This is a genomic window from Rhodobacter capsulatus, from assembly GCF_052363185.1.
GTDB lineage: Bacteria > Pseudomonadota > Alphaproteobacteria > Rhodobacterales > Rhodobacteraceae > Rhodobacter > Rhodobacter capsulatus_E.
Genome location: NZ_CP198955.1, coordinates 3,061,814 through 3,087,869 on the forward strand (window position 1 = coordinate 3,061,814; position 26,056 = coordinate 3,087,869).

Annotated in this window: 16 protein-coding genes; 4 read left to right on the plus strand and 12 right to left on the minus strand. The window is 69.5% G+C overall.

Features of this window, described 5'->3' with window-relative positions:
* Positions 1–43: 43 nt before the first annotated feature.
* From glcF to ACTTAG_RS15035, 4 genes are all read right to left on the minus strand, one after another.
* The gene (glcF, locus tag ACTTAG_RS15020) at positions 44–1,327 is read right to left on the minus strand and encodes a glycolate oxidase subunit GlcF (protein WP_444463021.1); all 1,284 of its coding nucleotides are present in this window, start codon (positions 1,325–1,327) and stop codon (positions 44–46) included.
* Positions 1,327–2,400, minus strand: a complete 1,074-nt coding sequence (locus tag ACTTAG_RS15025; protein ID WP_444463022.1) for an FAD-binding protein — start codon at positions 2,398–2,400, stop codon at positions 1,327–1,329. Before ACTTAG_RS15025 ends, glcF begins: the two co-directional genes overlap by 1 nt.
* Before the next feature lie 57 nt (positions 2,401–2,457).
* The gene (locus tag ACTTAG_RS15030) at positions 2,458–3,888 is read right to left on the minus strand and encodes an FAD-linked oxidase C-terminal domain-containing protein (RefSeq protein ID WP_444463023.1); all 1,431 of its coding nucleotides are present in this window, start codon (positions 3,886–3,888) and stop codon (positions 2,458–2,460) included.
* Positions 3,889–4,036: 148 nt separating this feature from the next.
* A complete protein-coding gene (locus tag ACTTAG_RS15035) occupies positions 4,037–4,849 on the minus strand; it encodes an SseB family protein (protein ID WP_444463024.1) in 813 nt (270 codons plus the stop codon).
* Positions 4,850–5,183: 334 nt separating this feature from the next.
* Between ACTTAG_RS15035 and ACTTAG_RS15040 the strand changes: the two genes are divergently transcribed.
* The 3 genes from ACTTAG_RS15040 to kdsA are packed head-to-tail and all read left to right on the plus strand — an operon-like array spanning position 5,184 to position 8,534.
* Entirely contained in the window at positions 5,184–5,837 is a 654-nt protein-coding gene (locus ACTTAG_RS15040; protein ID WP_444463025.1) for an ABC transporter ATP-binding protein, read from the plus strand.
* On the plus strand, positions 5,821–7,686 hold the full coding sequence (locus ACTTAG_RS15045; protein ID WP_444463026.1) for a capsule biosynthesis protein: 1,866 nt from the start codon (positions 5,821–5,823) through the stop codon (positions 7,684–7,686). The genes ACTTAG_RS15040 and ACTTAG_RS15045 overlap by 17 nt, the downstream gene beginning before the upstream one ends.
* A 14-nt stretch (positions 7,687–7,700) precedes the next feature.
* Positions 7,701–8,534 (plus strand): 3-deoxy-8-phosphooctulonate synthase, encoded by an 834-nt coding sequence (kdsA, locus tag ACTTAG_RS15050; protein ID WP_444463027.1) that lies wholly within the window; start codon positions 7,701–7,703, stop codon positions 8,532–8,534.
* Between the two features lie 39 nt (positions 8,535–8,573).
* Here kdsA and ACTTAG_RS15055 read toward each other — a convergent pair whose 3' ends face one another.
* The 5 genes from ACTTAG_RS15055 to ACTTAG_RS15075 all read right to left on the minus strand — a co-directional run bounded on the left by ACTTAG_RS15055 (position 8,574) and on the right by ACTTAG_RS15075 (position 16,350).
* Positions 8,574–9,824 (minus strand): PAS domain-containing protein, encoded by a 1,251-nt coding sequence (locus tag ACTTAG_RS15055; RefSeq protein WP_444463028.1) that lies wholly within the window; start codon positions 9,822–9,824, stop codon positions 8,574–8,576.
* Between the two features lie 95 nt (positions 9,825–9,919).
* The gene (locus ACTTAG_RS15060) at positions 9,920–10,579 is read right to left on the minus strand and encodes a biliverdin-producing heme oxygenase (RefSeq protein ID WP_444463029.1); all 660 of its coding nucleotides are present in this window, start codon (positions 10,577–10,579) and stop codon (positions 9,920–9,922) included.
* Positions 10,572–13,007 (minus strand): sensor domain-containing phosphodiesterase, encoded by a 2,436-nt coding sequence (locus ACTTAG_RS15065; protein WP_444465261.1) that lies wholly within the window; start codon positions 13,005–13,007, stop codon positions 10,572–10,574. The genes ACTTAG_RS15060 and ACTTAG_RS15065 overlap by 8 nt, the downstream gene beginning before the upstream one ends.
* Entirely contained in the window at positions 12,952–13,464 is a 513-nt protein-coding gene (locus ACTTAG_RS15070) for a hypothetical protein (RefSeq protein WP_444463030.1), read from the minus strand. Before ACTTAG_RS15070 ends, ACTTAG_RS15065 begins: the two co-directional genes overlap by 56 nt.
* 12 nt (positions 13,465–13,476) lie before the next feature.
* Entirely contained in the window at positions 13,477–16,350 is a 2,874-nt protein-coding gene (locus tag ACTTAG_RS15075) for a putative bifunctional diguanylate cyclase/phosphodiesterase (RefSeq protein ID WP_444463031.1), read from the minus strand.
* Between the two features lie 226 nt (positions 16,351–16,576).
* Between ACTTAG_RS15075 and ACTTAG_RS15080 the strand changes: the two genes are divergently transcribed.
* Positions 16,577–23,419, plus strand: a complete 6,843-nt coding sequence (locus ACTTAG_RS15080) for a hypothetical protein (protein ID WP_444463032.1) — start codon at positions 16,577–16,579, stop codon at positions 23,417–23,419.
* Here ACTTAG_RS15080 and ACTTAG_RS15085 read toward each other — a convergent pair.
* Genes ACTTAG_RS15085 through ACTTAG_RS15095 form a run of 3 tightly spaced genes read right to left on the minus strand, consistent with a single transcriptional unit; the run spans position 23,416 to position 26,053 of the window.
* On the minus strand, positions 23,416–24,153 hold the full coding sequence (locus ACTTAG_RS15085) for a GNAT family N-acetyltransferase (protein ID WP_444463033.1): 738 nt from the start codon (positions 24,151–24,153) through the stop codon (positions 23,416–23,418). The two genes, ACTTAG_RS15080 and ACTTAG_RS15085, sit on opposite strands and share 4 nt — an antisense overlap.
* The gene (gene menC / locus ACTTAG_RS15090) at positions 24,150–25,277 is read right to left on the minus strand and encodes an o-succinylbenzoate synthase (protein ID WP_444463034.1); all 1,128 of its coding nucleotides are present in this window, start codon (positions 25,275–25,277) and stop codon (positions 24,150–24,152) included. The genes ACTTAG_RS15085 and menC overlap by 4 nt, the downstream gene beginning before the upstream one ends.
* Positions 25,274–26,053, minus strand: a complete 780-nt coding sequence (locus tag ACTTAG_RS15095; RefSeq protein ID WP_444463035.1) for an ABC transporter ATP-binding protein — start codon at positions 26,051–26,053, stop codon at positions 25,274–25,276. The genes menC and ACTTAG_RS15095 overlap by 4 nt, the downstream gene beginning before the upstream one ends.
* Between the last annotated feature and the right edge of the window lie 3 nt (positions 26,054–26,056).

Genomic DNA, 26,056 nt, shown 5'->3' on the forward strand with positions numbered 1-26,056 from the left:
CTCCGGGTCGGGTCCCCCTGCTTAGCCTGCGCCTTGGGCAAGATTAAGGCAAGGCCGCCAGCCGCGGCGGTTTCGGCCCGCCGGTGGCCCAGTCGAGCAGCTCGACCGTATGCACGACGGGCAGCCCGGTGCCCGAGCCGATCTGCATCATGCAACCGATGTTGCCGGTGGCGATCAGCTGCGGCGCGGTGGCCTCGAGCGTCGCGACCTTGCGCCGTTTCAGCTCGCCCGAAATCTCGGGTTGCAGCAGGTTGTAGGTCCCCGCCGAGCCGCAGCACAGATGGCTGTCGGCCGGTTCGACCACCGTGAAACCCGCGGCTTTCAGCAGATCCTTGGGCGCGGTCTTGATCTGCTGGCCATGCTGCAGCGAACAGGCGGCGTGATAGGCGACGCGCAGCGGTTTCGGCGCGGGTCCGGGCAGGCCGATTTCCGCCAGAAATTCGGTGATGTCGCGGGCCAGACCGGCGATCTGCGCGGCGTCGTCCTGCAGCGGCGTGCCCGCAAAATAGCTGCCGTAATCCTTGACCGTGGTGCCGCAGCCCGAGGTGTTGATGATGATCGCATCCAGCCGCCCCGCCGCCAGATAGGCGCGGATATTGGCCGCGGCCTGCCCATGCGCCTCAGCCTCGCGGCCCATATGGTGGACAAGCGCGCCGCAACAGCCAAGGTTCTTCGGAATGACCACCTCGCAGCCCAGCCGCCGCAGAAGCCGGATCGTGGCGTCGTTGATGTCGGTATCCAGCGCCTTTTGCGCGCAGCCGGTCTGCAGCGCAACGCGAAAGCGCCGATGCCCCTGCGCCGGAAAGACCTGCGGTTTCACATTCGGGCTGGGCTTGGGCAGGCTTTCGGGCGCCATCGCCAGCATCGCGCGCAGCCGCGCGTCCGGGAAGGCCCGGGCAAAGGGCTTCGCCCAGCGCGCCGCCGTCATCGCAAGGCGGAACCGGGTCGGATGCGGCACGGTTTTCGCCAGCAGGAAGCGCAGCGCCCGATCCATCAGCGGGCGCTTGTAGGTGCGGTCCACATGCGCCCGGGCGTGATCGATCAGATGCATGTAATCGACGCCCGAGGGGCAGGTGGTCATGCAGGCCAGACAGCCCAGACAGCGGTCGATGTGCTTGGCCGTGCGGGCATCGGCGGGGCGGCCGGTCTCCAGCATCTCCTTGATCAGATAGATGCGCCCGCGCGGGCTGTCGAGCTCGTCGCCCAGCACCTGATAGCTGGGGCAGGTGGCGGTGCAAAAGCCGCAATGCACGCAGCTGCGCAGGATCTGGTTGGCGCGGGCAATTGCCGGATCGGCCAGCTGTTCGGGCGTGAAATTCGTCTGCATCAGCCCATCTTTCCGGGGTTGAAAAGGCCTTTCGGATCAAAGCGTTCCCGCAACCCGCGCGACAGCGCCGCAACCGGCGCGGCTTCGGGCTCGAAGGCGGCAAAAGCCCCGCGCAGACAGGTCGCATGGCCCGCATAGGGCGCCGCCAGCTGGCGCGCATCGGTGCCGGGGGGAACCAGCGCCCAGACCAGCCCGCCGCCCCAATCCAGCACCGCCCGCCCGCTAAGCCGCGCCGCGACCTGCGGCCCGTCGGAGGGCTTGACCGAAAACCGCCACAGATCGCCCGGCTGACCCTGCAGGGGCGCTCCCTCGGCCAGATCGCGCCAAAGCCCCGCCCCCTCTTCGCGCAAGACCTTCGGCGCCCAAGCCGCAAGGACTTCGGCAAGCCGCCCGGCCCGATAGGCCACCGATTGCTCCAGCCCCTCGATGCGGACAAGCGCCCCCAGCCCGGGCAACCAGCCCGCGCCGGAAACGTCGAATTGCGCCCCCAGCGCAGCCGCCAGCACCTTCGCGGCCTCGGAAAGCGGAACCTCCATCACCAGACTCGCCTGCGCGGGCGCGGCGGGCAAAAGCTTGAAGGCCACCTCGCTCAGCACGCCCAGAGTGCCCCAGGACCCGGCCATCAGCTTGACCAGATCATAGCCAGTGACATTCTTCATCACCCGGCCGCCGTTTTTCACCGCCGTGCCGGTGCCATCGACAAAACGCACCCCGATCAGACTGTCGCGGCAGGCCCCCGCCTGCACCCGCCGCGGCCCCGAGACATTGGCCGCCACCACCCCGCCGATCGTGCTTTCGCCCGCAGCCCTCAGCAGCGCCCCCCAGCGCGCGGGCTCGAAGGGCAGGCGCTGCCCCTCGGCCGCGACGGCGGCTTCGATCTCGGCCAAGGGCGTGCCCGCCCCGGCAATCAGCGTCAGCGCGCCGGGCTCGTAAAGCGAAATCCCCGAAATCGCCACCTGCAGCGGGTCGCCGACCAAAGCCCCAACGGGCCGCGTGCCACCGCCAACGATCCGCAGCGGCCCCTTCGCCCCGCGCACCGCCTCGACCAGCTGACTTTCGCTCTCTACTCTCATAAGCCCTGCTTTCACCTTGGCTCAAATATCCCGGGGTGCGGGGCAGAGCCCCGCGACTTACCCCCGCCGCGACGCGCTCACCGCAAGCGGAAACACCTTCGCGGCATTCAACAGCCACTTCGGATCAAACACATCCTTCACCCGCATCTGCGCCTCCAGATCCTCGGGGGCGAATTGCACCCCCATCAGATCGCGCTTTTCGATCCCCACCCCATGCTCGCCGGTCAGACAGCCGCCCGCCTCGACGCAAAGCTTCAGGATCTCCGCCCCCATCGCCTCGCACCGCTCCTGCTGGCCGGGTTCATTGGCGTTGTAGATGATCAAGGGGTGCATGTTGCCATCGCCCGCGTGAAAGACATTGCCGACCTCAAGCCCGAACTCGCGGGAAATCTCGCCGATCCGACGCAGCACGCTCGGCAGGGCGGAAACGGGAATGGTCCCGTCCAGACACATGTAATCGCCCTTCTGCCCCATCGCGCCAAAGGCCGATTTGCGGCCCAGCCAGATCCGCTTCGCCTCCTCGGGCGATTGCGCCTCGCGGAACTCGACCGGGTCGTGGGTCATCGCGATCTGCCGGATCAGGCCCAGCTGTTCGGCGATCTCGGCTTGCGACCCCTCGCATTCGACGATCAAAAGCGCCTCGCAATCGGGATAGCCCGCATGGCAAAAGGCCTCGGTCGCCTCGATGCAGGGGCGGTCCATGAATTCGATCGCCACCGGAAGGATGCCCGCGCGGATGATGTCGGCGACACAGGCGCCCGCGACCTCGTTCGACGCAAAGCCGATCAGCACCGGGCGCGCGCCTTCGGGCTGGCGCAGGATGCGCAGCGTGGCCTCGGTCACCACGCCAAGCTGCCCCTCCGAGCCGCAGATGACGCCGAGCAGATCAAGCCCGCCCGCGTCACACCAAGGCCCGCCGATCTCGACCACCTCGCCCTGCATGGTGACCAGCTTGACGCCCAGAAGGTTGTTCGTGGTGACCCCGTATTTGAGACAATGCGCCCCGCCCGAATTCATCCCGATATTGCCCGCGATGGCGCAGGCGAGCTGGCTTGACGGGTCGGGGGCGTAAAACCAGCCCTCGCCCTCGATCGCGCCGGTGACGGAGAGGTTCGTGCGCCCGGCCTCGACCCGGATGAAGCGATTGTCGTAATCGACCTCCAGCACCCGGTTCATCCGCGCGAGCCCCAGCACGACGGCATCGGCGGACGGCATCGAGCCCCCGGCAAGCGAGGTCCCCGCACCACGCGGCACCACCGGAACGCCCATCTCGTGGCAAAGCGTCAAGCAAGCCGCGACTTCCGCGGTGGTGCGCGGCAGCACCACCGCAAGGGGCGCGCAGCGATAGGCCGAGAGCGCATCGCATTCATAGGCCCGCGTCTCGGCCGGATCGTCGATCACCGAATCGCGCGGCAGGATCGCCCGCAAGCGTTTGACGATCAAAGCCTTTTCGGCCAGCACCCGGGCGCTGGGAAGGGGCATCTGCATGGCGTTCTCCTCCGCTCCGGTCAAAAGTTATGACCAATTATGCGGATTCGCGCAACCTAAACCGACAAAGGCTGTGGCACCCGGCGCAAAGGCCACTCTTGCGGGCGGGGAAAGGCGGTGCCCTTCCTGATCCGCCCGAAACCCCGCCTCAGCGCAGGATCGGCGGCTTGTCCGGGTCCATGCCGGGGGCGGTCAGCTTCAGCTCCTGCACCTCTTCCTCGACCCGCTCGGGCAGATGCAGCACCAGACCCTTGTCCAGCAGCGCCGCCGCCGCCGGGTCCGCGGCGTCAAGGAAGGTCACATCCAGTTCCCCGGCTTCAAGGCCCGAAAACAGCAGCGCCTCGCCCATCGCCTTGGCAATGCCGGGCCGGGCCACCTCGGGGGCGCCCAGAAAGGCCAGCACATGGCCGCGCCGCCCATCGTCATAGGTGACACCGCCCAGCACCGCATCGCTGGCAAGCCCCGCAAGCTGGTCGAATTTCGCCTGAAAGGCCGGAAGCAGCAGCGCCAGCACGCCCGGCGACAGCGAGGGCGCGGCAAAGTCCACCGGCCGCGCCGCTGTAGCCTCGGGCGCATGGGTCAGCGTGTGGGTCAGCCACTCGAGCGCCTCGGGCGGCAGCAGCATCGCGCTGTCGGCCACGCCAAGGTTCACCCCCAGCCCGACCCCCTCGCCCGCCAGAACCTGCGCGATCACCCGGCCGGGCAGCGCGGCATAGGGCACGGGCTCGTCGGAAAAGGAGGCCAGCCGCTCCTCGGTGTCGAAGGCCAGAACGAAATCGCCCTCCTCGGTTTCGAAGACCTGCGGAACGATGTCGCCGTCTTCGTCGGGCTCGCGTTCGAGCAGCACCAGCAGCTCGGCATCGGCCAGCCGGTCATAGACCGCCAGCCGCAGGGCTTCGTTGTCGGGGTCGGCCTCCATCGCGGCATGGGCGCGGTCGTAGGCGGTCGGATCGGATGTCATCGCAGCTTCTCCTTCACCCGGGGGCAGCGGGCGGGGGCATCTCCCCGGCGGACCCGGATTGCGTTTCAGCCACGCCCTAGTGCGCCCGGGCAAGGGGGGCAAGGGAAAGACGCGCGCCCCCCGGGTTTTTCGCCCCGCCGCCGCCCGCCTGCAAAGCCGCCCGCATCGTTTCGCGTTTCCCGCGCAATCCCCGGGGATTGTAGACGAAATGGCCGTTCGGACATATTCTCGCCCAAATGCGTGCTTACGCAAGGGGGGCCTTCGGGGGATCTTAACCCCGATCGGACAGGATGCAGCGACCGGGGCAAGGGGCGGCACGGCAGGCCGGGAAGCGATGCTCGAATTCGACAATGTCAGCAAGTCCTTCTGGACGGGCAAGCGGCGCAAGGTCATCCTGGACCGGGCGTCGTTCCGGGTCGAGCTGGGCAATTCGCTGGGCATTCTGGCGCCGAACGGAACCGGCAAGACGACGATCATCAACATGATGGCGGGGCTGGAAAAACCCGACGAGGGGGAGATCCGCAAGACCTGCCGGGTGTCGTTTCCGCTGGGCTTCATGGGCGGCGTCGTGTCGCGCCATTCCGGGCGCGAGAACACCCGCTTCATCGCCCGCCTTTACGGGCTTGACCCCGATTATGTCGAAGCCTTCTGCCGCTGGCTGTGCGGGTTGGAGGAATATTTCGACATGCCGGTGGGCACCTACAGCCAGGGCATGCGGGCGCGGCTGACATTCGCGTTGCTGCTGGCGCTGGAATTCGACATCTATCTGATCGACGAGGGGATGCCCTCGACCACCGACGTGGAATTCAACCGCAAGGCCGGGGCGATCCTGCGCGACCGGCTGAAAGAGGCGACGGTGATCGTCGTCTCGCATCAGGCCAGCACGCTGGAAAAATTCTGCCGCACGGCGGCGGTGCTGCGCGACGGCCAGCTTTACATGTTCGACACTCTGGAAGAAGCGAAACGGATGTATGACTACCATTCCTAAGGCGACCCGGTATCGCATCCGTCGCGAAAGCCCGATCCTGACCGGCGCGCCGGGCAAAGCGCCCGAACCGCACCCGGTCGAGGATCTGCTGCGCCGCCGCGCCGAACGGCTTGGCGCCGAGGCCGAGGCCGCGCCGCCGGTCTCTCCGCCCCCCGCCCCAACCGCCGACACCGCCGCTGCCAAAGCCCCGCTTTCGGGCGAGGGCGCCGATCTGTTCCAGCCGCAGGAGGATGGCTTCGGCGACGGCCCCTATCCGACCGCCGCGCCCCGGCCCGCCGCGTCGCCAAAGGGCGATCAGGTGCTGGCCCCTTCGGAGCTGACCACCGACGAGGAAATCGCCGCGATCCGCGGCGAGGGGCTGACCGGGCGGCAATTGCGCATGGCGCGCCGCACCGCGCAAAAACATGGCATCGAGGCCAGTTCGGATTTCGAGGCGGTGCTGCTGTTGCGCCGCCGCGGCATCGACCCGTTCGACCGCAACGCGCTGATGGCGCTGGAACGCGCCGATGCCGAGACCGCGGCACAGGCGGCGGCGGTCCCCGCGCCCGCTCTGGCCAAGGGCGGTTCGGCCACGACCCAGGCGCTGGCCCGGATCGACGGCGCGGGCGCCGATACCCGCGTGCAGCTGCCGCAGACGATCACGCCCAAGCAGGTGCCCGCCCCGCCGCCCGGTCCCTCCCCGCTGGACGAGGGCACCCGGGCGCGCGAAATCATCAAGATCCAGCGCGACATCGCGCGGCGGCGGCGGCGGCGGATCGGCCTGCTGATGGCGCGGCTGACCTTTTTCGTCTTCCTGCCGACGCTGGTTGCGGGCTGGTATTATTTCGTCGTCGCGACGCCGATGTATGCGACGAAGACCGAATTCGTGATCCAGAAAGCCGACAGCATGGGCGGCGGCGGCGCCGGGCTGGGCAGCCTGTTCTCGGGCACGCAGCTGGCGACGAACCAGGATTCGGTGACGGTGCAAAGCTTCCTGCAATCGCGCGATGCGATGATGCGGCTGGAGGCGGACAAGGGCTTCAAGGCGCATTTCGCCCAGCCCGGCATCGACCCGATCCAGCGGCTTGAACCCGATGCCACGAACGAGGCGGCCTACAAGCTTTTCAAGCGCAACGTGAAGATCGGCTACGACCCCTCGGAAGGCATCATCCGCATGGAGGTGATCGCCGCCGATCCGCTCGTCTCGAAGGATTTTTCCGAGGCGCTGATCTCCTATGCCGAGGAGCAGGTGGACAAGCTGACCGGGCGGCTGCGCGAAGACCAGATGCGCGGCGCCCGCGAAAGCTATGAAGATGCCGAGAAGAAGGTCTTTGCCGCCCAGGCCAAGGTTCTGGAATTGCAAGAAAAGGTGGGCGTGCTGGACCCGGCCGCGGAAGGCGCGGGCAAGATGAGCCAGGTCAACGGTTTCGAGACCGAGTTGCAGAAGAAGCGACTGGAACTCGGTCAGCTGCTTGACAACCCCAGCCCCTCGGCGGCGCGGGTGGCGGGGGTCCGGGGCGACATCGCGCGGCTGGAAAACCTGATCGCCGATCTGCGCCGTCAGCTGACGGAACGGACCGGCACCACCGAATCGCTGGCCTCGGTCACCGGGCAGCTGCGCATCGCCGAAGCGGAACTGGAGACCCGGCAGGGGCTGCTGGCGGCGGCGGCGCAGCAGATGGAAGTGGCGCGGATCGAGGCGAACAAGCAGGTGCGCTATCTGGAAATGGGGGTGCGGCCGGTGGCGCCGGACGAGCCCACCTACCCCCGCGCCTTCGAAGACACGCTGCTGGCTTTCCTCGTGTTTTCGGGTATCTACCTGATGCTGTCGCTGACGGCCTCGATCCTGCGCGAACAGGTCTCGAGCTGATCCCGGAGTGTGCCATGAAGAACGTGACGATCGGCCGCCTGACGGTGGCCAACGACCTGCCCCTGACGGTGATTGCCGGGCCCTGCCAGCTGGAAAGCCTGCCTCATGCGCTGATGATCGCCGAGGTGATGGCCGAGGCCTGCGCAACCGCGGGGGCGCAATTCGTCTTCAAGGGCAGTTACGACAAGGCCAACCGCACCAGCCTGACGGGCAAGCGCGGGGTCGGCCTGGATGCCGGTCTGGCGATCCTCGACACGGTGCGGGCGAAGCTGGGCTGTCCGGTCCTGACCGATATTCACGATGCCGAACAGGCGCAGATCGCGGCGCAGGTGGTCGATGTGATCCAGATCCCGGCGTTTCTGTGTCGCCAGACCGATCTTCTGATCGCGGCGGGGGAAACCGGCCGGGTGGTGAACATCAAGAAGGGGCAGTTCCTCGCGCCCTGGGACATGCCCAATGTGGCGGAAAAGGTCGCCTCGACCGGCAATGACAAGATCCTGCTGACGGAACGGGGGACGTCCTTTGGCTACAATGCGCTTGTGGCCGACATGCGCGGCCTGCCGGTGATGGCGAAGACCGGCTATCCGGTGATCATGGATGCGACCCATTCGGTGCAGCAGCCGGGCGGGCTTGGCGGCGCCTCGGGCGGGCAGCGCGAAATGGCGCCGGTGATGGCCCGCGCCGCCGTCAGCCTGGGCATCGCCGGGGTCTTCATCGAGACGCACGAGAGCCCCGATACTGCCCCCTCGGACGGGCCGAACATGATCCCGCTCGACCAGATGCCAAAGCTGATCGCATCGCTGATGGCCTTTGACCGGCTGGCCAAGGCCGATCCGATCCGGCTTTAGCGGCGCGCCCGGCCGGTCACGCCGGTCAGGGGCAGGGCATCACGGCTTCGCGGTGGCGCCGAATTCGTTGGTGGAGAACCGGCTCATCGTGCTGCCGATTTCTTCCGACAGGCGCAGGATCGTCTCCAGCCGGGTCTTGATCTCGACATGGAACAGGTCGAGCTGGTCGATCGTCGCCGCCAGCCCGCCTTCGTTGCCGCGCAGCCGCCCGCATTCCACCCGCCCCATCACCCGGATCGTGTCCAGACCCAGCATCAGCCGCCGGATCTCGGAGCTGGAGCGGGTCAGTTCCTCGGCATGCTCGACCGCGCTCTTGAGCGCTTCGCGGCTGTCCTTGCGTCCCTTGTCGCGCACCTGCGCCAGACGGGCGCCCTCCTCGCTCCAGTCGATCCCGGCGACCGGCTCGGCATGGCGGAAGGTGGCGATCATCTCGGCCATCACCCGGTCGGCGCCCAGCAGGAACAGCGCCCGCCCCGCCTGACGCGAGACCCGGTCGCACAGGTTTTCCCGCCCGGTGACGAAGCTGCGCAACCGCTCCGAGATCACCAGCGACGAGGCCCGGTAATTTTCCGAAATCGCCGAGACCGGCCCGCCCGAAGGTTCCAGCCGCGAGGCGACAAGGCGCATGTTGTTGGGAATGGATTGCAGCGATTCGAAGCTGCGCAAAAGCTTGCGCTGTTCCTGCGTCACCTGTTCCAGCGCGGTGTTGAGGTCGATCAGCCGCTGCGTGCGCGGATCGACCGGGCGGCGCATCCGGGTGTCGCGCGCCGCCAGTTCCTGTCCAAGCGCGCTGGCCATGAAGGTGGTGTAGCTGGTGAAGCCCGCCTCGGTGACGATGGTCCAGAGCAGCCGGGCGCTGACCTCCGGATCAAGGTTTTCCGCCCGTTCGCGGGCGCAAAGATCGGCGTAGATCGTCTTGACCCGCTCGAACAGCGCCGTCGAGGGTTTCAGACGGACCGACAGATACCCGTCCTCGATCGGCAAGAGCACGGCGAAAACCCAGTAATGATCGCCGTTGCGGGCGCGGTTCTTCACATAACCGCCCATCGGATGGCCATTGCCCAGCGCGTCCCACAGGATGCGGAACACCGCGCGCGGGGTGTCGGGGTGGCGGATGATCTTGTGCGGCGCCCCCAGAAGATCGCCCCAGCCATGGCCGCTGACGCGCTGGAACACGTCGTTGCCAGCGAGGATCACGCCTCGGCGATCGGTGCGCGAGAAAAACAATTCCTCGAAACCGAATTCTACCGCGCCCTCGGACTGACGCGACGGATCTTGCTGAATGGACACAGGCCTCTCCGGAAAAAACATGACGTGAGGTTAAGCCCAAGAAGGTTACTGCCGCCTTTATCCCGCCGCGGGAAAAGGTGATTTCCTCCAATTCTTCACATCGGGGCGGGGGCGGGCCGGAACGGGCAGAGGCCGCGGTCCGCGGGCATGCCCGGGGCGGGGCCCGCGGCCATGGTGCGGTGCAGTTCGGCAAAGGCCCGGCGGGCCCCGGCCTGCGCAAGGGCAAGCGCCTCGGCATCGGGCAGCAGGGCGGCGATCAGGCCGCCGGTCTCGCGCCAGCTGGCGGCGGTGGCCTTGCCATGGCGGGCGTGAAAGCGGGTCGCGGTGCCCAGCGATGCGCCAAGCCGGGCCCGCAGGCTGCGCAAGATCACCCGCCCGCCCAGCGAACTGCCCTCGTGGACGTAAAGCCAACCGGCCGCCTCGGCCAGGGTTTCGGGGCCCGGCTGCGCCATGACCGGCGGGATCGGCAGACCCAGATCCTGCAGATCAGCGCGCAGCGGGCCGGTGTTTTCGCGCCGCAGCAGCGCCGCCCGCGGCAGGCCCCGGCCCAGACAGGCGAACAGACCCGGCTCGAACCGCGCGAAATGGATGTAGAACCGCTGCAACACCGCGCCATGGTCGTGCAGCGTGACCCCCTCCGACATCAGGGCCGAAAGCGCCGGGACCGCCTCGATCTGCGCATGCGCCGCCGCGGTCGCCGCCTTCAGCGCCGCCAGACAGGCCGCGACCCGCGGTTCCCGCCCCCCCTCACGCACGCCGCGCCTCGTGGCCTAGGAGGAAGGCCTGCAGATCGGCCGCGGGCATCGGATGGGCGAAATGGAACCCCTGCAGCACCGTGCAGCCCAGCGCGCGCAGCACCTCGGCATGTTCCCGGGTCTCGACCCCCTCGGCGGTGATCCCGATGCCAAGCGAGGCGCCGATTTCCACGATCGACGCCACCAGCCGGCGCGCCAGATCCGACCGCACGACGGGTTCGATCAGCTGTCGGTCGATCTTCAGCCGGTCGGGGCGCAGCGAGACGAGACTGACGATCGAGGTGCGCCCGGTGCCGAAATCATCCACCTCGATGCGGATGTTCATGTCGCGCAAGCCGCGCAGATTGGCCTCCATCCCCGGGGCGATCTCGTCGAGATAGATCGATTCGAGCAGCTCGAAAGCGATGATCTTGCGCCGATCCCCCAGCGCGCGGACCGCTTCGAGAAAGGCCGGATCTTCCAGCCGCCGCGCCGAAATGTTGAGCGAGAGCTTCGGCACGGAACAGCCCGCCGCCTCCAGCATCGCAAGATCCGCCAGCGCCGCCTCCATCCCGATCTGATCGAGGGTGGCCACAAGGTCCAGATCCTCGGCCATGGTCAGAAATTCGCCCGGCGCCATGATGCCGCGCTGCGGATGGTTCCAGCGCAACAGCGCCTCCACCCCGCACAGCGCAAGGCTGGTGGCGTCAAACTGCGGCTGATACCAGATCTGGAAGCGGCCGGAGCGGATTCCGTCGCGAATATCCTCGCCCAGACGCTGCTTTTCCTCCTGCCGCCGCTGCAGCGCCGCGGTGAACAGGGTGACCCGGCCGCGCCCGTTGCGCTTGGATTCGTAAAGCGCCAGATCCGCCTGATAGAACAGCTCGTCCGCCCCGATGCCCGGGCCGTTGAGCGCGATGCCGACGCTGGCCCCGACCTGACAATCGCCGGTCTCAAGCGTGATCGGCCGCGACAGCGCCTGCACCAGCCGGTCACCCATCGCGTCAAGCTCCCAGGGATGGGTGTCGGGCGCCGCCAGGATCAGGAATTCATCGCCGCCGATCCGGGCCGGAAAATCGCCGCCGCGCAGCGCCCGCTTGATCCGCCGCGCCACCTCGACCAGAAGCGCATCGCCCGCGGAATGGCCCAGCGTGTCGTTCACCTGCTTGAACCCGTCAAGGTCGATATGGATCAGCGCCGAGGGCTGCGCCGCGCCGCTGCGGGCGGCCTCCTGCAGGCGGCGCTGCAAATAGCGGCGGTTCGGCAGGTCGGTCAGCGCATCATGCAGTGCATGATGTTCGGTTTCCGCGCGGGCGGCGGCCAGTTCGGCCTCGGATTCGTGCCATTCGAACAGCCAGTCGATCTCGTTCAGACCCATCGCCAGTTCCCGGGCCGCCATCGCGGCCTCGCGCGGCCAGGGCAGCGCGCGGTCGCGCACGGTTTCGGTCCACAGCGCAAAGGAGCGGCGCGGATGCAGCCTGTCGCCCTCGGGCCCGGGGCTGACGCGCTTGTAGGGATCGCCGCCCCAGGTCAGCTCGGTCTGGCGCGCGCCGCGCAGCAGCAGCAGTTCAAGGTCGCAGCCGCGCGGCTGGAACAGCAGCGCACCGGCCGCCTCGGCGGTGATGTCGGGGGCGAGATCGGGCCAGAACCCGGCCGTGTAATGGGTGCAGAACGTGTCAAGGCCGATCGCGGCCCGATGCGCCGACAGCCGCTTGCGCAGCTCGGACAGCAGCGGCGGCGCAGGCACACGGCCGAAGGGATAATCCCGGCCGCCCTGACGATAGACCATGCCGTCACAGTCCATCATCGTCAGCAGCGTCTGCGCCTGCTGGGCGAGGAACCTGTCGAAGCCCTCCTGTTTCGGCGCCTGCAGCAGCGCGGCGCGAAAGCCGCGCAAATGCTGACGGATCTGTTCGATCTTCCCGGCTTCGGTGCGTTCGACGATACGCGCCAGCGTCCCCGACACCGAATCGGCGAACAGCCGACAGGCCGAGGACCGCCCCGGCGTCAGGCGATAGGGGGCGCTGGCGTGATGGCAGGCCAGCAGCCCCCAAAGCGCCCCGCGCACGATCAGCGCCAGCGTCAGCGAGGCGCCAACCCCCATGTTGGCCATATATTCCAGATGCACTGGCGAGACGGCGCGGACCGAACATTCCGACAGATCGAAAGGCTTCCCGGTCTTCGGATGCAGCGGCGGCACCAGCGGCACCGCGGCCGCCCGCGCATCCACCACCGGCCGCACCCGGTTGCGCTTGAACAGCTGCCGGGCCTGGCGCGGAATGTCCGAGGAGGGAAAGCACAGCCCAAGGTAGGACGACCCCAGATGATCGGCACGGAATTCGCCGATCACCTCGCCGTTCCAGTCGCAGTCAAAGCGATACATCATCACGCGGTCATAGCCCGACAGGTCGCGAAACCGCCGCGTCACGACATCGGCCAGACGGCGCATGTCCGCCTCGGCCGTCGGTTGCAGGCGATCGGCCAGCGTCGAAATTTCGGTCAGCGCCTCGCCCACGCCAAGGCCGAAGCCGATGCTGTCGCGTTCCGCCCCCTCGTAGGTGTCGATCTCGACGCCAAGCAGGCCGTCGGTGCGAAACAGCGACACCCAATGGTCCTTGCCATTGCACAGGTCCAGATAGCGCCCGCTCGGATGCAGGTCGTCGGGTCCGATGGCGCGCAGGCTGGCGGCGGCTTGCGCGCCGAAGAAGCGCTCGACGGGGGGCGCCCAGCAGATCGGCGGCGGTGGCGCCGAAATAGGGCGCCAGATTGTCGCTTGCGGCGGCCAGCCGACCCGTCTGCGCGTCGAAGAGCAGCAGGACCGAGGCCGATTGAATCGCCCCCGGAGCATGGATCGGCTCCTGTTCGCACCGCACCAGATCAAGCGCGGTTTCCCTCAAATCACTCATGACCGTCCGTCCTCATGTCCGTCCCCACGCCCGGATGCACGGATCGGCCCCGGCGCAGCCGCGTCGTCGCTTTCGCGGGATAATCCCCCGAAGGTGCGAAGAAATCGTTAGGATCGGCCCTCCGGGCAGAGGAGCGGCGGCGGGGGGGGGGGTTACGGCCTTGCCCCGACCCTTGCGGGGGGCGCAGGCGCGGCCGGAAAGGCCTCGGGATCGACCCCCTTGCCGAACAGGAACCCCTGCCCCAGCCGACAGCCGTTGCGGATCAGCCAGGCGCGTTGCGCCGCGGTCTCGATCCCCCTCGGCCAGCACCTGCAGCCCCAGCGCCTGCCCCATCGCCAGGATCGCCCGCACGATCTCGTCCGAGGGGTCTTCGGCCTGCCCAAGGCGCTGGATGAAACTGCGGTCGATCTTGATCTCGCTCAGGCGCAGCCGGTGCAGATAGCTGAGCGAGGAATAGCCGGTGCCGAAATCATCGGCCGAAAGCTCGTAACCGCGGCCGTGCAGAAGATCGAGCGTGTCGCGGGCATGGCTGCTCAGATCGACCAGCGCCCCCTCGGTCAGTTCGAAACGCACCTGCGCGGCGCCAAGGCCCGCCCGGTCCAGACGGCTCAGCAGATCCTGGCCGAACCCCGCCTGCTGCAGGCTGTCGGGGGCCAGATTGATCGAGATGCGCAGATCGCAGCCCCGCCCGCGCAGCCGCGCCCGCGCCGCGCCGACCAGATCCACCACCAGCAGATCAAGCGCCCGCATCAGCCCCGCGCGTTCGGCCACCGGCAGAAAGACCGAAGGCCCGATCTCGCGCAGTTCCGGGTCGGTGCCGCGCAGCAGCGCCTCGGCGCCGATGATCCGGTCGCCCTCGTCCAGCGCCACCAGCGGCTGCAGCACGATGGCGAAGGCCCGGGCCTTGAGCGCGCGTTGCAGGATCTGCGCGATCCGCGCCTCTTCGGTCTGCCGCTGGCGCAGCCGGGGCGAAAAGCGCGCCGTCTGGTTGCGGCCGCGCCGCTTCGCCTCATACATCGCCAGATCCGCATTCTGCCACAATTCCTCGGCCGAGCCCGCATCCCCGGGCCAGAGGCTGACCCCCATGCTGACAGTGACATGCACGACCCGGTCGCCCAGATCGAAGGGCGCCTCGAAGGCCGAGGACAGCCGGGCCAGAACCGCATCGGTGTCGTCGCCCGGGGTGAACGGGTGCAGGAAGATGAATTCATCGCCCGCCACCCGCGCCAGAACCTCCGCCCCCTGCCGAAGCGCCTCAAGCCGCCCGGCCACCTCGCGGATCAGCCGATCGCCCGCATGATGGCCGAAGCGGTCGTTCACCTGCTTGAAATTGTCCAGATCAAGGAAGACATGCAAAGGCCCCCCGCCCCCCTGCCGGGCGCTGGCGAGGGCGGCGGCCAGATAATCCTCGCCAAGCTGCCGGTTCGGCAGCCCGGTCATCGGATCATGCAGCGCGGCATTCGTGGCATCGGCCGCGGCATCGCGCAGCAGCGCTTCGGCGCTCAGCTGGGCGGTGATGTCGGTGATGGTGGCCACGACCTGCATCCTGCCGTCGGGCATCCGCATCGGCGCGGCGGTGATCGAGAGCGACCGGGTCTGGCCATCATGCCGCCGGATCGACACCCGGCGGTCGCGCTGGGTGGCGTTCGTGGCCAGCACCTGCGAGGCGGGATAATCGGCCCGCGCCAACGGCCTGCCGTTCAGGTCGCACACCCGCCAGTAGTCGTTTTCCATCGACAGCCCGATCAGCGCCTCCGGCGTCAGCCCAAGGATCGTCGCCGCCTCCCTGTTGGCAAAACAGAACCGCCCGTCCTCGGTCAGCGCCACGATCCCCGAAACGCTGGTCTCGACCAGCCGCTTCAGGAAATCGCTTTCCAGCTGCAGCTTTTCCGCCAGCGCCTTGCGATCGGAAATGTCGACATGCACCCCCGACAGCACGCTTGGACGGCCCTGCGCGTCGAAATCCACCGGGCGGCAGCGGCTGAGCACCCAGACCCAATGGCCGTCCTTGTGGCGCATGCGGATCTCGTCGGAATAGACATAATCCCCGGTCTGCGCCCGCAACAGCTGGCTGGCGCGCAGGGCGGCCGCATCCTCGGGATGGACAAGGTCGTAGAACCGCGCCTCGGTCATCGGTTCCAGATCGGCGCGGGCATGGCCCAGCATCTCGGCATAGCGGTCGTTGATCCGGTTCTCGCCGGTGGCGACATCGAGCCGCCATGTCCCCAGCCCGGCGCCGAAGATCACCTCGGCCAGATCCTGGGCGATTTCCTGTTGCCGGGTCAGATCGAAAGCCACCCCGAGACGCGGATCCTCGGCCGTGCCCGTGCCGCCGCGGCTGTCGGGCACCAGCTTGATCCAGCGCAGGCCACCCTCGGGGGTGCGAAAGCGCAACAGGCTTTCGGCCACCGCCGGCGCCTCGGCGCCCGGGGGGCCGAAAGCGCGCAGGAACCCGGCCCGGTCCGCCGGATGCAGATGCGCCGCCAGCCCGGCAAGGTCGATCCAGAGCGACTCGGGCAGACCGAGCTGCCGGGCCAGCCCGCCCGAGACCCGCCATTGCACCCCGCCCCCGCCCGGCGCGGGACGGGCCTGCCAGATCAGCCCCCCGGCGGCGGTCAGCGCCAGACGCAGCCGGTCCTCCGCCTGGATCGCCACCTCGGCCGTCTGCGAGAGCCGCGCCCAGGCCCGGCGCAGCAGCAGCCAAAGCCCGATCGCGGTCAACAGGATGAAGCCCCAGCCCTTGGCCGTCTGCAGCCGCTGATACTGCGCATAATCGCCTGCCAGCCCGGCCATCAGGCTGTCGCTGAAAAGGATATAGGCGGCGCCGAACACCCCGTAGCCGAGCGCGAAGAAAAACGGGCTGGGTGTCAGTCTGCCTCTGGCCATCTGCGCTTCCGAGCTCGGACCGGTCGCGCCAGCCTAGCATAGTTCCGGCCCGATGACACCGGCAAGGACAGCCCCGGGCGGGCAGAGGCGGAACGGAAAAATGCCGCGGGCGCATCGGGCTTAGGGTTTCCTTTACGCTGCTGCCCGAAGATCGGCGCGCGGCTGGCCAGGATGGCGGGCCGGAACGCGATCCGGGCCCGGCGGGCCCCATGGGGTAGGTGGCAGAATGTCCCTTCTGAGCATGATGACGACGGCGGAAATCGCCGCGCTGTCCACATCGGTCATCGCCGGGCTGACCACGGGCGACATCGTCGGCATCGGCAGCGACCAGATGCAGGCGCTGGGCAGCGGGCAGATCCAGGCCTTTTCGACAAGCTTCGTGGCGGGGCTGACGCCGCTGCAGCTGCAGATGTTCACCACCGACCAGATCGCCGCGCTGCTGTTTCCGCAGATTGCCGCGCTGAACACCGTCGCCCTGCGCGGCTTTTCCCCCGAGGCGATCGCCGCGCTGACCACCGAACAGGCCGCCGCCTTCACCTCGGCGCAGCTGGCCGCCCTCTCGACGGCGCAGATCCGCGCCTTTGAAACCGCCGATCTGGCGATGCTTGGCCCCGATGCGGTGGCGGGGTTCACCTCGGCGCAGATCCGGGCGCTGTCGGGCGATCAGATCGCGGCGCTGACCGTCGATCAGGTCCATGCCCTGACCGCCACCGCCGCAACCGCCCTTGGCTCGGCGCAGCTGGCCGCCTTTGGCAGCGCGCAGATCGCCGCGCTGAGCGAGGCCGCCATCGCCGCGCTGGGCACGGCGGCGCTGAAGGGCCTTGCCACGGAAGATGTGGTGGCGCTGGGCGCCGATGCGGTCGCGGCGCTGACCTCTGCCCAGATCGCGGCGCTGTCCACCGACCAGATCGCCGCCTTTGAGACCGCCGATGTCGCGCATCTGACCACCGCGGCCCTGGCCGGGCTTGGTTCGGCGCAGATCCGCAGCCTGTCGAGCGACCAGATCGCGGCCCTTGCGACCGAACAGATGGCGGGGCTGCCCGGCGCGCTGATCCAGGGGATGGGCACCGACCAGATCGGCGCGCTGTCCACCGCGCAGATCCGCGCGATGTCGAGCCGCGCCGCCGCCGCGCTGAGTTCGGCTCAGCTTGCCGCGCTCTCCACCGACCAGCTGGCGGCCTTTTCCGCCGCGGCTTTCGCGGCCATCGGCACCGCCGCGCTGAAGGCGCTGACGACCGAAGACATGGCCAGCCTCAGCACGCTGGAAATCGGCGCCCTGACCGCGGCGCAGATCACCGCCCTGACGAGCAGCCAGATCGCGGCGCTGCAGGCGGGGCAGATCGCCGCCCTGACCGGCGCGGCCGCCGAGGCGCTGAATTCGGCGCAGATCGAGGCGCTGTCCAGCCTGCAGATCGCCGCGCTCTCCACCGAGGCCATTGCCGGGCTGGACACGGCGGCGCTGAAAGGGCTGACGACGGAAGACATGGTGGCGCTGGGCACGGCGCAGGTGGCGGCGCTGACCGATCTTCAGGTGGCCGCCCTCTCCACCGAGCAGATCGCGGCGCTGGAGAGCACGGATTTCGCCCATCTGACGGGCGCGGCGGCGGCGGGGCTTGGCTCGGCGCAGATCGCGGCGCTTGATGCGGCGCATCTGGCGGCGATGGGCACGCAGATCATCGCGGGGCTTGGCAGCGCGGCGCTGCCCGGCTTCGGCACGACACAGATCGCGGGCCTGACCACGGGCCAGATCGCGGCGATCACCGGCGCGGCGGCTGTGGGGCTCGGCTCGGCGCAGATCGCCGCGCTTGAAACCGAGCAGATCGCGGCTCTGGCCACGGCGGCGGTTGCGGGGCTGTCGACGGCGGGGCTGCGCGGGCTGTCAAACGAGGACATCGTGGCGCTGGGCACGGCCCAGGCGGCGGCGCTGAAATCGGCGCAGATCGCGGCGCTGTCGACGGCACAGATCGCCGCCTTCGAAACCGAGGATCTCGCACGGCTGAGCGCGGCGGCGCTGGCGGGGCTGACCTCGGCGCAGGCGCGGGCGCTGGGCACGGCGCAGCTTGCGGCGCTCTCAACGGCGCAAGTCGCAGGGCTGGGCAGCGCCGCGGTGTCGGGGCTGAGCACGGCCCAGATCGCCCGGCTGAGCACGGCCCAGATCGCCGCGCTCTCCAGCGCCGCGGCCGCCGGGCTCGGCTCGGCGCAGCTGGAGGCGCTCACGACCGCGCAGATCGCGGCGCTGGGCTCGGCCAGTTTTGCGGCGCTGGGCACGGCCGCGATCAAGGGTCTTGGCACCGATGACATCGTGGCGCTGAGCACGGCGCAGGCCGCGCGGCTGGGCTCGGGGCAGATCGGGGCGCTGTCCAGCACGCAACTGGCCGCCTTTGAGACCGCCGATCTGGCGCAGATCGGTTCGGCGGCGCTGGCGGGGCTGGGGTCTTCGGCGATCGCCGGGCTGGGCACGGCGCAGATCGCGATACTGTCGACGCGGCAGGTTGCCGGGCTGACCAGCACCGCGATTCCGGGGCTCGGCGCCACCCAGATCGGCAGTTTCGACACGGCGCAGATCAACGCGCTTTCCAGCAGCGCGCTGCGCGGCATGTCCTCCGCCCAGGTGGCGGCGCTTTCGACGGCGCAGGTGGCGGCACTGGCCAGCGGCAGCCTGAGCGGGCTGAGTTCGGCCGCGATCAAGGGCCTCGCCACCGACGATATCGTGGCGCTGACCACGGCGCAGGCGGCGGCGCTGGGCTCGGGGCAGCTGGCGGCACTGTCGAGCACGCAGGTCGGCGCCTTCGAGACCCGCGATCTGCTGCGGCTGGGCGCAGAGGCGCTGGCCGGGGTCGGATCGACCCAGATCCGGGGGCTGTCGACGCTGCAGATGGCGGCGTTGCGCGCCGATCAGATCGCCGCGCTGAGTTCCGAGGCGGTGACGGCGCTGGGCACGGCGCAGCTGGCGGCGCTCGGCACCGATCAGATCGCCGCGCTGACCAGCATGGCGGTGGCGGGGCTGGGATCGGCCCAGATCGCGGCGCTGGACACGGCGCAGATCGCGGCTTTGGCCACGGCCACGCTGGCGGCGCTGGGCACGGCGGCGCTGAAGGGGCTCTCGACCGCGGATATCGTCGCGCTGACCGGCGATCAGGTGGCCGCCTTCGGCTCGAAACAGGTGGCCGCGCTCAGCACCGCGCAATTGCAGGCGATCGAGGTCGAGGATCTGACCCGGCTTTCGACCGCGGCGCTGGCGGGCCTTGGCTCGGCGCAGATCCGCAGCCTCAGCGGGGCGCAGATCGGTGTTCTGGGCACGGATCTGATCGCCAGCCTGTCAAGCACCGCCATCGCCGGGCTGAGCACGGGGCAGATCGCGGGGCTGACCGCGGCGCAGATCGCCGCCCTGTCGGGCCCGGCCGCCGGAGCGCTGAGTTCGGCGCAGATCGCGGCGCTGGCGCCCGAGCAGATCGCGGCCTTCCGCACCGAGGCGCTGGCGGCGCTGGGCACGGCGGCGCTGAAGGGCTTCGGCACGGCGGCGATGACGGCGCTGACCGGCGATCAGGCCGCGGCACTGACGCAGACGCAGGTGGCGGCGCTGGGGTCAGTGCAGATCGCGGCGCTGGACCCCGATGATCTCGCGCGGCTGTCGACCGCGGCGATCCCCGGGCTTGGCTCGGCGCAGGTCCGGGGGCTGAGCCTTGCGCAAATGGCGGCGCTGGGCACCGAGCAGGCGGCCAGCCTGTCCAGCGCCGCGCTGGCGGGGCTCGGCACGGCGCAGGTGGCCGCGCTTTCGGAAGACCAGCTTGCCGCGCTGTCAACCGGGGCGGCGGGCCTCGGCTCGGCACAGATCGCGGCGCTGGGCACGGGGCAGATCGCGGCGCTGGGCACGGCGGCGATTTCGGTGCTGAGCACCGCCGCGCTGGCCGGGCTTTCCACAGCCGACATCGTCGCGCTGAGCGGCGAGGCGGCGGCGGCCCTCATCTCGCGCCAGATCGCGGCCCTCTCCACGCAGCAGATCGCGGCGTTCGAGACCGCCGATCTGGCCCAGATCACCGCCACGGCGCTGCGCGGCCTTGGCTCGGCGCAGGCGCGGGCGCTGTCGGCGGCGCAACTGGCCGCCCTGTCCGGCGATCAGGCCGCCGCCCTGTCCAGCGCCGCGCTGTTTGGCCTGACGACGGCGCAAGTCGCCAGCCTCTCCGACGACCAGCTGGGCGCGCTTTCCTCCGCGGGCGCGCGCGGCCTTGGTTCGGCGCAGATGGCCGCGCTGTCGACGGCGCAGATCGCCGCCCTTGCCACGGCGGCGGTGGCGGGTCTTGCCACCGCGGCGCTGGCCGGGCTGTCGACCGCCGCCATCGCCGCGCTGAGCGCCGAGGCGGTCGCGGCGCTGGGCTCGACACAGCTTGCCGCACTGGGCACGGCACAGATCGGCGCGCTGGAAACCGAGGATCTGGCGCAGCTGTCCACCGCCGCGCTGCAGGGGTTGGGGTCCAGCCAGATCAAGGGGTTGAGCACCGCTCAGATCGCAGCGCTGACGGCGGCGCAGGTGGCGAAACTGTCCACCTCGGCGATCCTCGGGCTGAGCAGCGGCCAGCTTGCCGCGCTTTCGACCGAGCAGGTCGCGGCGCTTTCGGCGACGGCGGCGCGCGTGCTGAATGCGGCGCAGCTGGCGGCATTCGACACCGACCAGATCGCGGCGCTGGGCGCGGCGACGATCGCGGCCCTGGGCACGGCGGCGCTGGCGGGTCTTGGAACGGAAGACATGGGGGCGCTGAGCCATGCGGCGGTGGCGGCGCTGGGCTCGAAACAGCTGGCGGCGCTGAGCGCGACGCAGCTTGCCGCCTTCGAGATCGAGGATTTCGGCCGCCTCTCCAGCGCGGCGGTGGCCGGGATCAGCGCGACGCAGGTGCAGGGCCTTGGCACGGCGCAGATCGTGGCGCTGGGGGCCACGCGGATCGCGCAGATGTCGACCGCGGCCATTGCCGCCTTTTCGACCGGGCAGATGGCGGCGCTGGCGACCGAACAGATGCGGGCGATTTCCGGCGCGGCGGCGCGGGGGCTTGGCTCGGCGCAGATCGCGGCGCTGTCGACGACGCAGATCGCGGCTTTGGGCACGGCGGCGGTGGCCGCTTTGGGCACGGCGGCGCTGCGCGGCCTTGCCACCGAGGATATCGTGGCGCTGACCACGGCGCAGGCCGCCCGGCTGAGTTCGGCACAGATCGGCGCGCTGAGCACGGCCCAGGTCGCCGCTTTCGAGATCGAGGATCTGGCGCAGATCGTTGCCTCGTCGCTGGCGGCGCTGGGCTCGGCGCAGGTTGCGGCGCTCACAAGCGATCAGGTGGCAGGGCTGAGCAGCGGGGCCATCGGCGCGCTGGGCACGGCGGCGCTGAAGGGGCTCGCGACCGAGGATATCGTCGCGCTGACCCCCGAGCAGGTGGCGCGGCTGAGTTCGACACAGCTGGCCGCGCTGGGCACGGCGCAGCTGGCCGCCTTTGAGCTGGTTGACATCGCGCAGATTTCGGCCGCGGCCATGGCCGGGCTTGGCGCCGCGCAGATGGCCGGGCTGGGCACGGCGCAGATCGCCGCGCTGGGCACGGCGCAGATCGCGCGGCTGTCGCGTGCGGCGATTTCGGGCCTTGCGACGCGGCAGATCGCGGCGCTGGGCACCGATCAGGTCGCGGCGCTTTCAACCGCGGCGATGGGTGCCCTTGGATCGGCGCAGCTGGCCGCTTTCGGCACGGCGCAGATCGCGGCGATCAGCAGCGCGGCGATCCCGGCCCTGAGCACGGCGGCGCTGCGCGGTCTGGAAACCGCCGCTGTGGCCGCGCTGACCGGGGCGCAGATCGCCCGGCTCGGCTCGGCGCAGATCCGGGCCCTGACGACCGCGCAGATCGCCGCGATTGAGGTCGAGGACATGGCGCAGCTGGCGGCGGCGGCGATGGCCGGGATCGGCTCGGCGCAGATGGCCGGTCTGGGCACCGCGCAGGTGGCCGCGCTGACCGAGACGCAGATGGCGCGGCTGTCTTCGACGGCGATTGCGGGGCTGCGCGCGGAACAGATCGCGGCGCTTTCGACGGCGCAGATCCGCGCCATCGCGGCCGCGGCGGCCAGCGCCTTCAGCTCGGCGCAGCTGGCGGCGCTGGATGCGGCGCAGGTGGCGGCGCTGGCCAATGCCGCAGTCGCGGCGCTGGGCACGGCGGCGCTGCGCGGCCTTTCGCCCGACCAGATCGCGGCGCTGACCACGGCGCAGGCGGCGCAGCTGGGCTCGGCGCAGATCGCGGCTCTGGGCAGCGCGCAGGTCGCGGCCTTCGAGGCCGAGGATCTGGCACGGATTTCGGCTTCGGCTTTCGTCGGGCTCGGGTCCGCGCAGCTGGCCAGCCTCGATGCGGCGCAGATCGGGGCGATCACCGCGGCGCAGATCAACAAGCTGACCGCCACGGCGATGACCGGGCTGACCACCGGCCAGGCGGCGGTTCTGTCCACCGAGCAGATCCGGGGGATTTCCCTGACCGCGATCCGCGCGCTGAGCTCGGCGCAGATCGCGGCATTCTCGACCGAGCAGGTGGCGGCGATCGGCACCGGCGTCATCGCGGCGCTGTCGACCGCGGCGCTGCGCGGGCTTTCGACGGCCGATGTGCGGGCGCTGACCACGGCGCAGGCGGGCAGCCTGACGCTGAGCCAGGTCGCCGCGCTGAGCACGGCGCAGGTGCGGGCGCTGGAGACGCAGGACATCGCCCGGATCACCGCTTCGGCGATCGTCGGGCTGGGCACGGCGCAGATCGGCGCGCTGGCCAGCGAGCAGGCGGGCGCATTGATGACGGCGCAGGTCGCCAGCCTGACGACGGCGCAGATCCGCGCGCTGGGCACCGGTTCGGTCGCGGCTCTGTCCACGGCGGCGGTGCGGGCGCTGCGTCCGACGCAGATGGGCGGCTGGACGACGGCGCAGATCGCGGCCTTCACCCTCGATCAGATCGCGGCGCTGGAAACCGCGGATATCAAGGCCCTGACCGGGGCGCAGGTGGCCGCCTTCACCGAGACGCAGCGCGATGCGATGAGTGCGGCGCAGATCGTGGCGCTGTCGCTCTAGCCCGGGGCGGCGGGGCTCTGCGCGAGGCGGTCGAGACAATAGCAGTGGCGCTGCCGGTCGAAACCGGTGATCGCGTAGCCCGCCGCGAAGGCCGCCTGCAGGCTGTCGCGCAGCCGCAGCCGCTCGGTCAGCGCCTGATCGGGATCGCTTTGCAGCAGCGCGTCGATATCGGCGGGAATGGCGGCTTCGCGGCGCGCAACCGGCCGCGGCAGGGGCTGACCGGCCGCCCGCGCCACCACCCGCGGCGCATCGAGCTGCCAGACCGCCATCACCCGGTCCGAGGGCAGGCCGGCATTGATCCCCGGCATCGGCCCGTAATAATCGGTCAGATAGTCCCGCGCCGTCGCCCCCAGCACCGCGATGTTCAGCCCGGCATTGATCGCGCGCAACGGATCATAGGTCCAGCGCACCAGCCGGATGCCACGCGCCAGACACCAGTCGCGCTGGAACCATTTCAGCCGCGCCCCGAGCCCCAGCCCGCGCGCCTTTTGCGACACCGCCAGCCGGTGCGAATGCTGCACCCCGGGCGTGGCGCTGGGAAAACCGAACAGGAACCCCAGCATCTCGCCCTCGGCAAAGGCCCCGGCGACGAGCGCGCCTTCGTGCTGCAAAGCCAGCATGATGTCGCTGTTGTCGGGCCGCTCGCCCTCGCCCCAGACCTCGACCTGAAAGCGCTCGGCCTGCTGCAGTTCCGCAACGCCCTCAAGCTCGCGCAGGATCACCGCCGCGCTCATGGGCGAAACTCCTCGGTCGAGCGGGTGACGCTGTTCAGGAACGGCCGATCCAGCGTCACCCCGATGCCCGCGCCGGTCCCCGGAACCGGCATCAACCCGTCCGTGGCCTCGAGCGGTTCGGCGATGATGTCGCGGTGAAAATAGCGGCTGGCCGAGGAGGTGTCGCCCGGTTTGGTGAAATTCGGCAGCGTCGCCAGATGGATGTTATGCGCCCGGCCGATCCCGCTTTCCAGCATGCCGCCGCACCAGACCGGGGCGCCGAAGGCCTCGGACACGTCATGGATCGCCTTCGCCGCTGTGTAGCCGCCGACCCGGCCGACCTTTATGTTGATCACCCGCGCCGCCCCGGCCGCCAGCGCCTTGCGGCAATCGGCGGGCGTGCGGATCGATTCATCCAGACAGATCGCGGTGGCGATTTCCCGTTGCACCAGCGCGTGATCGTGGATGTCATCGACGGCAAGCGGCTGCTCGATGTAATCCAGATCGAAACGGTCCATCGCCCGCAGCGTCGCCAGATCGGCCAGACCATAGGCCGTGTTCGCATCGACCGTCAGCTTGACGGCGGGAAAATCGCGCCGGACCGCTTCCAGAAGCTTCAGGTCATGGCCCTGCGCCACCTTCAGCTTGATGCGCTTGTAGCCCGCGGCCTCGGCCTCGGCGATGCGCGCAAGCGTGCGGTCGATCGGCGTGATGCCGAGCGACACCCCCACCGGCACGGCCTCGCGCACGCCGCCCAAAGCCGCGCAAAGCGGCAGGTTCAAGGCCTTCGTCCACAGATCCCAGAAGGCCAGTTCGACCAGCGCCTTGCTCATCTTGTGCCCGCGCCAGGGGGCGAGCAGCGCCGTCAGCTCGGCCGGATTGCCGATCCGCTTGCCGACGATCTGCGGCAGGATCAGCTCGCGCAGGAAGGCCAGCGCCCCGGGCAGGGTCTCCTCCAGATAATCGGGATAGGGGTCCATCACCCCCTCGCCATAACCCTCGACCCCGTCTGCCCGCAGCGTCAGCAGCGGAAAGGTCTTGTCGGTCAGGGTCTGGTTCGACACGGTGAAAGGGGTGATCAGGGGCAGGTTGACGACGCGCAGCTCGGCGCTGTCGATCGTCACCCCGGCAAAGGCTTGGGTCATGCGATGTCTCGGCGGGTTTTGGAGATGAAACGGGCGAACACCTCGGTTTCGGGGTGCTCGAAAAGCCGGTCGGGCGGGCCCTGTTCGGCGATCCGGCCTTCGTTGAGGAACACGACCTCGGTCGAGACGTCGCGGGCAAAGGCCATTTCATGGGTGACCACGATCATCGTGCGCCCCTCGGCGGCCAGATCCTGCATCACCTTGAGCACCTCGCCCACCAGTTCCGGGTCAAGCGCCGAGGTGGGCTCGTCAAACAGGATCACGTCGGGTTCCATCGCCAGCGCGCGCGCAATCGCCACGCGCTGCTGCTGCCCGCCCGAGAGCATCGCCGGGTAGTGGTGCATCCGGTCGGCCAGACCGACGCGGGCCAGCAGCGTTTCGGCCAGATCGCGGGCTTCCGCCTTGGCCATGCGCTTGACCTGCACCGGGCCTTCCATGACGTTTTCCAGCGCCGTGCGATGGGTCCAGAGGTTGAACTGCTGGAACACCATGCCCAGATGGCGGCGCAACCGCTCGATCTGGCGCTGATCGCCGATGCGGCCGTTACGAAAGACGATTTCCTCGCCATGCACGGCAACCGTGCCGCTGTTCGGAATTTCCAGACAGTTCAGGCAGCGCAGAAAGGTCGACTTGCCCGAGCCCGAGGTGCCCAGGATCGAGATCACGTCATGGTTGCGCGCGCCCAAAGTGATGCCTTTCAGCACCTCCTGCGCGCCGAAGCTCTTGTGAATGTCCTGCGCGCTCAGCACCAGATCGGTTGCGGTTTTCGGGGGCATGGC

Bases quoted from the DNA above. Each gene is read 5' to 3' on its own strand.
- ACTTAG_RS15070 (WP_444463030.1), bottom strand. From the start codon at position 13,464: ATGAGTGATTTGAGGGAAACCGCGCTTGATCTGGTGCGGTGCGAACAG.
- ACTTAG_RS15035 (WP_444463024.1), bottom strand. From the start codon at position 4,849: ATGACATCCGATCCGACCGCCTACGACCGCGCCCATGCCGCGATGGAG.
- glcF (WP_444463021.1), bottom strand. From the start codon at position 1,327: ATGCAGACGAATTTCACGCCCGAACAGCTGGCCGATCCGGCAATTGCC.
- ACTTAG_RS15080 (WP_444463032.1), top strand. From the start codon at position 16,577: ATGTCCCTTCTGAGCATGATGACGACGGCGGAAATCGCCGCGCTGTCC.
- ACTTAG_RS15085 (WP_444463033.1), bottom strand. From the start codon at position 24,153: ATGAGCGCGGCGGTGATCCTGCGCGAGCTTGAGGGCGTTGCGGAACTG.
- ACTTAG_RS15030 (WP_444463023.1), bottom strand. From the start codon at position 3,888: ATGCAGATGCCCCTTCCCAGCGCCCGGGTGCTGGCCGAAAAGGCTTTG.
- ACTTAG_RS15095 (WP_444463035.1), bottom strand. From the start codon at position 26,053: ATGCCCCCGAAAACCGCAACCGATCTGGTGCTGAGCGCGCAGGACATT.
- ACTTAG_RS15045 (WP_444463026.1), top strand. From the start codon at position 5,821: ATGACTACCATTCCTAAGGCGACCCGGTATCGCATCCGTCGCGAAAGC.
- ACTTAG_RS15075 (WP_444463031.1), bottom strand. From the start codon at position 16,350: ATGGCCAGAGGCAGACTGACACCCAGCCCGTTTTTCTTCGCGCTCGGC.
- ACTTAG_RS15040 (WP_444463025.1), top strand. From the start codon at position 5,184: ATGCTCGAATTCGACAATGTCAGCAAGTCCTTCTGGACGGGCAAGCGG.
- kdsA (WP_444463027.1), top strand. From the start codon at position 7,701: ATGAAGAACGTGACGATCGGCCGCCTGACGGTGGCCAACGACCTGCCC.
- ACTTAG_RS15065 (WP_444465261.1), bottom strand. From the start codon at position 13,007: ATGCGCCGTCTGGCCGATGTCGTGACGCGGCGGTTTCGCGACCTGTCG.
- ACTTAG_RS15025 (WP_444463022.1), bottom strand. From the start codon at position 2,400: ATGAGAGTAGAGAGCGAAAGTCAGCTGGTCGAGGCGGTGCGCGGGGCG.
- menC (WP_444463034.1), bottom strand. From the start codon at position 25,277: ATGACCCAAGCCTTTGCCGGGGTGACGATCGACAGCGCCGAGCTGCGC.